Source organism: Tritonibacter litoralis (genome assembly GCF_009496005.1).
GTDB lineage: Bacteria > Pseudomonadota > Alphaproteobacteria > Rhodobacterales > Rhodobacteraceae > Epibacterium > Epibacterium litoralis.
The window spans coordinates 107,933-118,156 of the sequence record NZ_WIBF01000014.1; the positions used below are offsets into that span (position 1 = coordinate 107,933).

At 57.2% G+C, this 10,224-nt stretch carries 8 protein-coding genes, 1 tRNA gene and 2 pseudogenes; all 11 read left to right on the forward strand.

All coding sequences use genetic code 11. From position 1 onward, the window contains the following. Positions 1-81: 81 nt before the first annotated feature. Positions 82-1,491, forward strand: a complete 1,410-nt coding sequence (gene leuC / locus GFB49_RS18265; RefSeq protein ID WP_153217381.1) for a 3-isopropylmalate dehydratase large subunit — start codon at positions 82-84, stop codon at positions 1,489-1,491. A gap of 16 nt (positions 1,492-1,507) precedes the next feature. Beyond that, a complete protein-coding gene (locus GFB49_RS18270) occupies positions 1,508-2,335 on the forward strand; it encodes a glycosyltransferase family 32 protein (RefSeq protein ID WP_153217382.1) in 828 nt (275 codons plus the stop codon). Beyond that, the gene (leuD, locus tag GFB49_RS18275; protein WP_153217383.1) at positions 2,335-2,940 is read left to right on the forward strand and encodes a 3-isopropylmalate dehydratase small subunit; all 606 of its coding nucleotides are present in this window, start codon (positions 2,335-2,337) and stop codon (positions 2,938-2,940) included. The genes GFB49_RS18270 and leuD overlap by 1 nt, the downstream gene beginning before the upstream one ends. 370 nt (positions 2,941-3,310) lie before the next feature. Next, complete coding sequence (locus GFB49_RS18280) at positions 3,311-4,144, forward strand: hypothetical protein (RefSeq protein WP_343032632.1); 834 nt, start codon at positions 3,311-3,313, stop codon at positions 4,142-4,144. Further along, positions 4,141-5,178, forward strand: a complete 1,038-nt coding sequence (locus GFB49_RS18285) for an endonuclease/exonuclease/phosphatase family protein (RefSeq protein ID WP_153217384.1) — start codon at positions 4,141-4,143, stop codon at positions 5,176-5,178. The genes GFB49_RS18280 and GFB49_RS18285 overlap by 4 nt, the downstream gene beginning before the upstream one ends. 91 nt (positions 5,179-5,269) lie before the next feature. Next, on the forward strand, positions 5,270-6,373 hold the full coding sequence (gene leuB, locus GFB49_RS18290) for a 3-isopropylmalate dehydrogenase (RefSeq protein WP_153217385.1): 1,104 nt from the start codon (positions 5,270-5,272) through the stop codon (positions 6,371-6,373). Between the two features lie 146 nt (positions 6,374-6,519). Then, on the forward strand, positions 6,520-7,479 hold the full coding sequence (locus tag GFB49_RS18295; RefSeq protein ID WP_153217386.1) for a DMT family transporter: 960 nt from the start codon (positions 6,520-6,522) through the stop codon (positions 7,477-7,479). Positions 7,480-7,526: 47 nt separating this feature from the next. Then, positions 7,527-7,603: transfer RNA gene (locus GFB49_RS18300), tRNA-Pro, on the forward strand. 213 nt (positions 7,604-7,816) lie between these two features. Beyond that, on the forward strand, positions 7,817-8,098 hold the full coding sequence (locus GFB49_RS18305) for a helix-turn-helix domain-containing protein (protein ID WP_153217387.1): 282 nt from the start codon (positions 7,817-7,819) through the stop codon (positions 8,096-8,098). A gap of 46 nt (positions 8,099-8,144) precedes the next feature. Next, positions 8,145-9,256 (forward strand): annotated as a pseudogene (locus tag GFB49_RS18310) (transposase); the annotation flags it as partial. 170 nt (positions 9,257-9,426) lie between these two features. Then, positions 9,427-10,008, forward strand: a pseudogene (locus GFB49_RS18315) (IS3 family transposase); the annotation flags it as partial. Positions 10,009-10,224 lie beyond the last annotated feature (216 nt).

Genomic DNA, 10,224 nt, shown 5'->3' on the forward strand with positions numbered 1-10,224 from the left:
CCGACCGTTTGGCTTGCGCATTTGCGTCGGCTCTAAACGCTGATGACTCCACAATTCCATGACCATCCACGGGAGAGCGAAATGACCGCCCCGAAGACACTCTATGATAAAATCTGGGATGCGCATGTCGCGCATGAGGCCGAAGACGGCACCTGCCTGCTGTATATCGACCGCCATCTGGTTCACGAAGTGACCAGCCCGCAGGCGTTTGAAGGCCTGCGCATGGCCGGACGCAAAGTCCACGCGCCGGACAAAACCATCGCGGTACCAGATCACAACGTGCCAACCACATTGGACCGCGCCGACCCGGCCACCATGACCGAGGAAAGCCGCATTCAGGTCGAAGCACTGGACAAGAACGCCAAGGAATTTGGCGTGCATTACTATCCGGTCTCTGACGTGCGTCAGGGCATTGTGCACATCGTCGGCCCCGAGCAGGGCTGGACCCTGCCCGGCATGACCGTTGTCTGTGGTGACAGCCACACCGCAACACACGGTGCGTTTGGCGCGCTGGCGCACGGCATCGGCACGTCCGAGGTTGAGCATGTTCTGGCCACACAGACGCTGATCCAGAAGAAGTCCAAAAACATGAAGGTGGAGATCACCGGCAAGCTTAAGCCGGGCGTCACCGCCAAGGACATTACCTTGGCCGTAATCGGCGAAACCGGCACCGGCGGCGGCACTGGTTATGTGATTGAATACTGTGGCGAGGCGATCCGCGATCTCTCCATGGAAGGGCGCATGACCGTCTGTAACATGGCCATCGAAGGCGGCGCGCGCGCAGGCCTGATTGCACCGGATGAAACCACCTACAACTATGTCAAAGGTCGTCCCCACGCCCCCAAAGGCGCACAGTTCGAGGCCGCTCTGAACTGGTGGAAGACACTTTACACCGACGAAGGCGCACATTTCGACAAGGTCGTCACCCTGCGCGGCGAAGACATCGAACCGGTTGTGACCTGGGGCACCTCTCCTGAGGACGTTCTGCCGATCACCGGCGTGGTTCCCTCCCCCGAGGACTTTGAAGGCGGCAAAGTGGAAGCCGCAAAACGCGCGATCGAATACATGGGCCTGACGCCCGGTCAGAAGCTGACAGATATTGAGATCGACACCGTCTTTATCGGCTCCTGCACCAATGGCCGCATCGAAGACCTGCGTGCTGTTGCGGATGTGGTCAAAGGCAAGAAGATCAAGGATGGCATGCGCGCCATGATCGTTCCGGGCTCGGGCCTGGTGCGGGCGCAGGCCGAGGAAGAAGGCCTGGCCGAGATCTTTGAAGCTGCGGGTTTTGAATGGCGCATGGCCGGTTGTTCCATGTGTCTGGCGATGAACCCCGACCAGCTGAGCGAAGGCGAGCGTTGTGCAGCAACGTCGAACCGGAACTTTGAGGGTCGTCAGGGTTACAAAGGACGCACGCATCTGGTGTCACCAGCCATGGCTGCTGCAGCTGCGCTGACCGGCAAGCTGACTGACGTTCGCGAGCTGATCTGAGTCTGAGGGGGCACCAATGGCGTCCAGCACCTCCCTTCCAACGGTTGCCAGCCTGTGGGTCGGTGACAGCCTCAACTGGTTGCACGAATTGTCTTTGGCCAGTTTCGTGCAGCGCGGCCACGAGGTTGTTCTGTTTCACACCGGCGCCGTAGCTCCGTCCGTTCCGACCGGTGTGCGCACCTGTCCCGCGGCAGAGATCTGGAACCCTGTCACGGCAGGGCATGGGGAGGCCCCGGCCTCGATGCTGTCAGACCTGTTCCGCCTGCACCTCTTGAAGCAGACGGATATGATCTGGATCGACACCGATATGCTCTGCATCCGGCCCCTGCCGGATGTGGACTATCACGTCGGGTACGAGCCAACGCGTTCAATCAACGGCGCGGTGCTGCGATTGCCACAAGGGTCTGAAACGCTGAACACTCTGCTAGAGTGGTTTGAAGACCCCGAATTTGTGCCGCCCTGGCTGAACAAGAAGCTCCGATCAGAGGTCACCGCAGCCCAACCGGGCAAACGCCTGTTGACGGCATTTGAATTGCTTCGTCCATCGCTCGGCCCACGTGCGCTGGATTATACGCTGAATAAAACCGGCGAAGTGGCTCATGTGCGGGAACCAGAGGTGTTTTACCCGATCCGCGGCGTCCTCACGGATGTTTTGTTCAGCGGCAATTGTCAGGAGGATGGCTGGCTGACCCAAGATACGCTGGCGGTCCATCTCTATGCCTCAATGGTGCGACGCTATCACAAGACGCACCGCCCCGAAAAATACAGCTTCATCGCCCGCATGGCGGACGAGATCCGCTTTGATCTCAGCGATTTGAAGCATCAGAAACAAGGAAACGATTAATGGACAAGTTTGAAACCTTCACCGGTATCGCCGCTCCGATGCCGCTGGTGAATATCGACACCGACATGATCATCCCCAAAGTGTTCCTGAAATCCATTCAGCGCACCGGCTTTGGCAAAAACCTGTTTGATGAAATGCGGTACAACCGTGACGGCACCGAAATCGAAGATTTTGTGCTGAACAAACCGCAATATCGCCAATCGCAGATTTTGATTGCCGGCGACAACTTTGGCTGTGGCTCCTCGCGCGAGCACGCCCCATGGGCGCTGGAAGATTTTGGCATCAAAGTGATCGTCTCGACCTCATTTGCCGACATCTTCTTCAACAACTGCTTCAAGAACGGCATGCTGCCGGTGGTTCTACCCCAAGAGCAAGTCGACATCCTGATGAAAGACGCGGAAAAAGGCGAAAACGCTCGCATGACCGTGGATCTGGACGCGCAGGAAATCACCACCTCCGAAGGAGAGGTGATCAAGTTTGAAGTCGACGCGTTCAAGAAACACTGCTTGATGAACGGTCTGGATGACATCGGCCTGACGCTGGAAAAAGCAGACAGCATCAAGACCTTTGAAGACCAAGCCGCACAGGCTCGTCCCTGGGTCTGATCTGCCGCCGATCAAAGATTACAACGCAAAGGCCGCTCCTGTTTTGGGGCGGCCTTTTTTGGGCCAAACCACCAGGCGGCCACAAATTAGCCTTAATTCAAATGCGCGCGATTTGCGGCCTTGCGTTGACTTTTCCCCGAATGGTTAACGCAAGGCGCTGATTTTCCACGTGAAAGATGATGCATTCCAGCACCACCTGGCAAATCTGCGTATTAAAACCGCACAAATTCCACCTCTGTGCTTGAGCCAATTAAGGCAATCGTGATGAAATAGGGGCAAAAATGAGGCAGAGCACCCCAACGCACTCTGGGGCGCTTCAAAGTGTGACGACGAGCGTGAAAATGCGCCGGTCCAGTTTGAGGAAGAAGACGTGATAGCTCGGATTGCAGCAGCAGCCGTGCGCTCGGTTTTGATGGTATTGTTGATTGCAATGCCGTCGCTGATCTTGGCGCAAGGTGTTAATGAAACCCCCGAAGGGGTGGTGTTTCTGGCCCTTTTGGCCGGCGCATTGGTGTTTGCCGAATACAATGCCCGCGCGCCGAGTTTTGTAGAGTTTCGAAACGCGCCGCCGCTGAACCGGATCAAATTTGGCGCTTTGCTCCTTATGCTGTGTGGCCTGGCTTTGATGCTGCGGCACGACCGGGACGTCAGCGGTTTGACAACGCTGTTCCACGGGCTTGGCATGGTGTTTGGTCACTGGCTCGACTTCCCCCTTTCCCCGGTTCAGCTGATGACCTTGATCCTACCCAGCGATGCGGACCCGGCCTCTCTTGATCTGCTGCGGGCCGCTGCGGGATTTGCCTGTTTTGTGGCGCTGGCGGCAACTGGCCTTGTGGCGCTGGCCATTCGGGTGGCAGGCTGGCCTGTCGCGTCCGGATCCTTCAACGTCTGGACCAACCTGCCCCTGTTTGACCCGACCACCGGCGGGGATGTGGTACACCGCATGACCCGCGACGGGCGGTTGAATGTGATCTTGGGCGTGCTTCTCCCATTTGCGATTCCGGGCTTGATCAAGGCCATCGGTCACTTCTTGGAACTCTCATCCTTGGGTCACGAGATGATGCTGACCTGGGGGATTGCACTTTGGGCCTTTGTGCCCGCTTCCATGGTCATGCGCGGCATCGCCATGCTGCGAGTCGCGGATCTGATTGCAGCCCAACGGCGGCGCACTTATGCGGCGTCGGATCAATTGCAGATCATATGAAGGGCTGGATCTCAGCGCTGATCCTCTTCCTCCTCCCCATTTCACTGCGGGCCGAGCCGCTGCGGATTGCCACATTCTCTACCGAGCTGTCTCAAAAGGGGCCGGGCCTGCTGCTGCGCGAGATTACAAACGCCCGCTCCTCCCACGTGGCGTCGGCCCTTGCCGTTATTGCTGCAAACGACCCAGATATACTGGTGCTACAGGGGATTGATTGGGATTTTAACGAACGCACCGCGCGTGCCCTGCAAATGCGTCTGTCTGACCAGGGGCTTAGTTATCCGTTCTGGTTTACCGCTCGCCCCAACAGTGGATTGGCCACTGGATTGGACATGGACGGGGATAGGCGCACCGGCGGGCCGCGTGACGCCCAAGGGTACGGAGACTTCACCGGCGCGCATGGCATGTTGGTTCTGTCACGCTATCCGCTGATCACAGAGGCGCTGCGGGATTTTACCGACATACTCTGGGCAGATCTGCCCTGGGCCGATTTACCGACCTACCCCGATGGCACCCCGTTCCCAAGCCAAGTCGCGCAAACCCAGCAACGCCTGTCGTCAACCAATCACTGGATCTTGCCCGTCATCGGTCCAAATGACCGGCGGTTGGATCTGATGATCTTTTCGGCCACCCCGCCTGTTTTTGATGGCGCAGAAGACCGAAATGGCAAACGCAATCATGATGAGATCGCGCTGTGGCAGCATGTTTTGGACGGCCAGTTTGGTCCCCAACCTAAGGCACCGGTTGTGGTCATTGGCAACGCGAACCTTGACCCGGCCAAGGGCGACGGTCGACACGTTGCGATCCAGGCGCTGCGGTCTCACCCCCGCCTGCAGGACCCTGCCCCCTCAAGCCCCCAAGCTGGCACCGCCACCGTGGATTGGGAGCAGACCGGCCCGATGCGTGTGGACTATATCCTGCCCGATGCCCAGCTGACCGTCACCAGATCCGGCGTGCATTGGCCACAATCACAAGACGACCCCGCAGCTTACGCCAGCCGCCACAGGCTGGTTTGGGTGGATCTGGACCTCCCGTAACCCCACCGACACCCCTTTATTTCGGCGCTCTTATTGACCCTGCGGACCGGGGACGTTACCCCCGGAGCGACGGATTTCAAGGAGACTGAGGATGTCTAACCCATCGATTCTGATTTTGCCTGGTGACGGCATTGGCCCCGAAGTTATGGCCGAAGTGCGCAAGGTCATTACCTGGTTTGGCGACAAGCGCGACATTCAGTTCGATGTGAGCGAAGACCTGGTTGGTGGCGCGGCCTATGACGCCCACGGCACGCCGCTGCATGATGACACAATGGCCAAAGCCCAAGCGGTCGACGCCGTTCTGCTGGGTGCCGTTGGCGGCCCGAAATACGACGTTCTGGATTTCTCAGTCAAACCTGAGCGCGGCCTGTTGCGCCTGCGCAAGGAAATGGACCTATTTTCCAACCTGCGCCCGGCCCAGTGTTTTGACGCGCTGGCGGATTTCTCCTCGCTGAAGAAAGACGTGGTTGCGGGCCTCGACATCATGATCGTGCGCGAACTGACCTCGGGCATCTATTTTGGTGAGCCGCGCGGCATCATCGAAGAGGGCAACGAACGTGTGGGCATCAACACCCAACGTTACACCGAGTCCGAAATTGAGCGCGTCGCCCGCTCTGCCTTTGAACTAGCAATGCGCCGTGACAAGAAGCTCTGCTCGATGGAGAAAGCCAACGTCATGGAATCCGGCATCCTGTGGCGCGAAGTTGTGACCGAAGTCTCCAAAGACTACCCGGAGGTTGAGCTGTCCCACATGTACGCTGACGCGGGCGCAATGCAGCTGTGCCGCTGGCCCAAACAGTTCGACGTCATTGTGACCGACAACCTGTTTGGCGACCTGTTGTCGGACGCCGCAGCCATGCTGACCGGCAGCTTGGGCATGTTGCCATCTGCATCGCTGGGTGCGCCGATGGACAATGGCCGCCCCAAGGCCATGTACGAGCCGGTCCACGGATCTGCACCAGACATCGCAGGCGAAGGCAAGGCGAACCCGATCGCCTGTATCCTCAGCTTTGCGATGGCGCTGCGTTACAGCTTTGATCTGGGTGATGAAGCAACCCGCCTGGAAAGCGCGATCAACACCGTTCTGGAAAAAGGCGTGCGTACTGCGGACCTCCTGGGCGAAGAAGGCGTTACGCCGGTCTCCACCTCGGGCATGGGCGACGCCATCATCGTGGCGCTGGACGAAAGCCTCTGATCGGCTTTCCCTTTCCAGATCTTAAAACCAGGCGAGGGTCCCTATCGGGCCCTCGCTTTCGTTTCGACGACACCAAACCAAGCCCCTTGCCAAATCAAAGCCCGCCTGCATAAGCTGCACGTGTTAGCGAAAACGGACCTTTCCCCATGTTGTCAAATACGCGCGCGGCGATCTTCGCATTGATCGCCTATGGCATCTTTTCCACGCACGATGTGATTGTGAAATTTGTCAGTGAGACACAGTCGGCCTTTCAGATTGTGTTCTTCAGTTCACTGTTGTCGTTTCCTTTGCTGACCTTGATGATGGTGGGCGACAAAACCATCGGTAATCTGAGACCCAAATACCCCGGCTGGACCGTGCTGCGGTCTCTGATCATTCCCTTCATTCCCGCAAGCGCTTTTTATGCCTTTTCCGTTCTGCCCCTGGCACAGGCTTATGCGCTGCTGTTTGCCACGCCGCTTCTGATCACGCTCTTGTCTATTCCTGTGCTCAAGGAACGGGTGGGCGTACAACGTTTGGCGGCGGTGGGCGTTGGTTTTATTGGCGTTCTGGTCGTTCTGCGTCCCGGAGGCACCGAATTGGGTCTGGGCCATGCAGCAGCACTGTTGGCAGCGCTTGGAAACGCAACGCAATCGGTCATCTTGCGTAAGGTCAGCAACGAGGAACGCGCCATTGTCCTGATGCTTTATCCGATGCTTGGCACTGTTGCTCTGATGGGTCTGACCCTGCCCTTTGTCTATGTTCCGCTTGAAGCAGCTGAGCTTGGCGGCCTGGCCGTTGTTGCGCTCTTTGGCTTTTGCGCCACCTTGCTGGTGGTCAAAGCCTACACCATTGGCGAGGCGGCTACCGTGGCCCCAATGCAATATTCCCAGATCATCTGGGCCACACTTTATGGCAGCCTTTTGTTTGGCGAAGACGTGGATGCGATGACCCTGACTGGCGCTGCGATCATCATTGCAAGCGGCATTTTCATCGTCCTGCGCGAGGCCCGTGGCGGGCGTTCAGACAACACGCCAGTGCTCAATACCCGCAGCCGCGCGGTCACCAGCGGCGGGGCAAATGTCTCCCTTATGGTGCGGTTAAGGCAGCGGCAAAAAACTGATTGATTGGGCTTGCAAAACCCCAGACCGGAGTATAATCAGCCCTCCACGGTCGGAGCGTAGCTCAGCCTGGTAGAGCACTGTCTTCGGGAGGCAGGGGCCGGAGGTTCGAATCCTCTCGCTCCGACCAATTATTTCAACAGCTTAGGTGATCACCCACGGCCTTCGGCTGATAGCCGATCCGGATATGATCCGGAATTAGTTTCCTACGAGACTGGAATTTCGGACAGTAACCAAATAAAAACCGCTGAGGGGGCGGCCACCCACCTCAACGGCACTGCAAATCTTTCTGCCCACACACATTATCAAAAAAATGATCTGACTGCAATCGCAGGAGGTTCACATGCCTAAGCTCAATCGTTTTGAGTGGCTGAAAGCCTTTTTGCAATGTGCCGATCTTAATTCATCGACAAAGGCAGTTGCTTCGGCACTCTCGATTCAATTTGCCAAAGACCATACCGGTCAGCTCAACTCCTCTTTGAATACACTGGATGAATTTCTGGCGGGCATGTCCTTGGCCACCATCAAACGGTGTCTTCGGCAGCTTGTCGAGCTCGGCTGGCTGTTTCGTACTGAGGGGCGCGGAGCCGGTGAGCTACCCCCCGAAATTCGGACACTGACGTAAGCTACGATTTGCTGTCTGCTGATCTTCGACGCGAAGGAGATCAGAGATGTCGAAACGAAAGAACCACAGCCCTGAGTTCAAAGCCAAAGTCGCGCTTGAAGCTTTGAAAGGCGAACGCACGGTGGCTGAGCTTGCCAGCCAGTTTGGCGTCCACCCTACCCATGATCCACAGTTAGAAGCGGGCGTTGCTTGAAGGTGCATCGGGCGTGTTTGAGCGGGGCGGAAAGAAAGTCCCAGAGATCGACGAAGAGCAGGTCAAAGAGCTGCACGCTAAGATAGGGGAATGAGCCATGTCGCGCCATTGGTCCGAGCAACAATGGCGAATGCAGTTGCCAAGGATTTTTTGTCCCGAAAGCTCAAGCCTTGGGGCCTGAAGTGAGGCGCGGCATGGTCGAGAAGGACAATCCCGATCTATCGATTGGCAAACAGTGCAAACTGCTGTCGATCTCGCGGTCGTCGTTTTACTACCAGCCCAAAGGCGAGACGGCGCTGAACCTGATGCTGATGCGCCGGATCGACGAACAGCTCTTGGAAACGCCGTTCTTCGGTGTCCGTCAGATGACCTGGCATCTGCGCAACGACGGTCATTTGGTCAATGAGAAGCGCATTCGGCGGCTGATGCGTCTCATGGGGTTGATGCCCATTTATCAAAAGCCCAACACCAGCAGACCCGCAAAGGGCCACAAGACCTATCCCTACCTTCTGAAGGGGCTGCGCGTGACACGGCCCAATCAAGTCTGGGCGTCGGACATTACCTACATTCCAATGAGGCGAGGGTTCTTTTACCTGGATTCGCTGAACGAGGCCATCGCCAGGTTCGGCCGACCCGAGATCATGAACACCGACCAGGGCAGCCAGTTCACGTCCTTCGCCTGGACTGACCGGCTACGCCGATCCGGCGTGCGTATCTCAATGGACGGCAAAGGCCGGTTCCTCGACAATATCTTTGTCGAGCGGCTGTGGCGCAGCCTGAAATACGAATGCGTCTACCTGCATGCTTGGGCAACCGGCTCTGAGGCTCGCACCGGGATCGCAAAGTGGGTCGAGTTTTACAATCACAAGCGCCCACATAGCGCCCATGGCGGCCAGCCTCCCGCCGTGGTTTACTGGCAGAGAAATGAAACAACCAACCCCAATCAGCAGGTGCGAAGAGTAGCTTAAACTACGCGGAAAACTGCCCAAACATTGGGGAGTAGCTCAGCGGCCCAGGTTGCCGGGGGTAGGAATTAACGATGTCAAACAGCGGCGACTGAGCGCTTGTTTGGTAGTCTTAGATCTTGCAGAGAATATAAAAAGTGCTGTTTCGGGCCCTGGATACAACGCTTACGAACCACAAGCGCGTCTACCGCATCTATCGCGAGTTGGAGCTGAACATGCGGATCAAGCCACGCAAACGGCTACAGCACGAAAAGCCCGAGCCGCTGGCGGTGCCTGAAGCTCCGAACGAAGTCTGGTCGATGGACTTCATGGCCGACCAGTTGGCGGATGGTCGTTCGTTCAGGACATTGAACGTGCTGGATGACTTCAATCGCGAAGGGCTGGCGATCGAAGTGGACTTCTCGCTGCCCTCAGAACGCGTGGTCCGCGCCTTGAACCAGATTGTAACGTGGCGCGGGAAGCCTCTGGCGATAAGGGTCGACAATGGCCCTGAATATGTCAGTGGCAGGCTGCAGACATGGGCAGAGAAAGCCGGGATCGAGCTCCTCTACATCCAGCCAGGCAAGTCGCAGCAGAATGCCTATGTCGAACGATACAACCGGACTGTCCGCACGGAATGGTTGGGACGGTATCACTTTGAAAGCATCGAGGAGGTTCAGGACCATGCCACCCGATGGCTCTGGACCTACAACCATGAAAGGCCGAATATGGGGATCCGAGGAATGACACCGATACAGAAACTGAAAGCAGCATATATTCTATTTTTGGACCCCATCAAAAATGGGGGGATTACCCGGGGATCTTGGGCGCTTGCTGCGTCTTGCGTTGGGAAACGGCGATCAAGGTTCGGGCGCTAGATGCTAAGATGTTGATATTATTTAATAATTAGTTTTGGTTGCGGGAGTAGGATTTGAACCTACGACCTTCAGGTTATGAGCCTGACGAGCTACCTGGCTGCTCCATCCCGC

Excerpts from the sequence above, each read along its gene's own strand:
- leuD (WP_153217383.1), top strand. The coding sequence starts at position 2,335 with ATGGACAAGTTTGAAACCTTCACCGGTATCGCCGCTCCGATGCCGCTG.
- leuC (WP_153217381.1), top strand. The coding sequence starts at position 82 with ATGACCGCCCCGAAGACACTCTATGATAAAATCTGGGATGCGCATGTC.
- GFB49_RS18285 (WP_153217384.1), top strand. The coding sequence starts at position 4,141 with ATGAAGGGCTGGATCTCAGCGCTGATCCTCTTCCTCCTCCCCATTTCA.
- GFB49_RS18305 (WP_153217387.1), top strand. The coding sequence starts at position 7,817 with ATGCCTAAGCTCAATCGTTTTGAGTGGCTGAAAGCCTTTTTGCAATGT.
- GFB49_RS18295 (WP_153217386.1), top strand. The coding sequence starts at position 6,520 with ATGTTGTCAAATACGCGCGCGGCGATCTTCGCATTGATCGCCTATGGC.
- GFB49_RS18270 (WP_153217382.1), top strand. The coding sequence starts at position 1,508 with ATGGCGTCCAGCACCTCCCTTCCAACGGTTGCCAGCCTGTGGGTCGGT.
- leuB (WP_153217385.1), top strand. The coding sequence starts at position 5,270 with ATGTCTAACCCATCGATTCTGATTTTGCCTGGTGACGGCATTGGCCCC.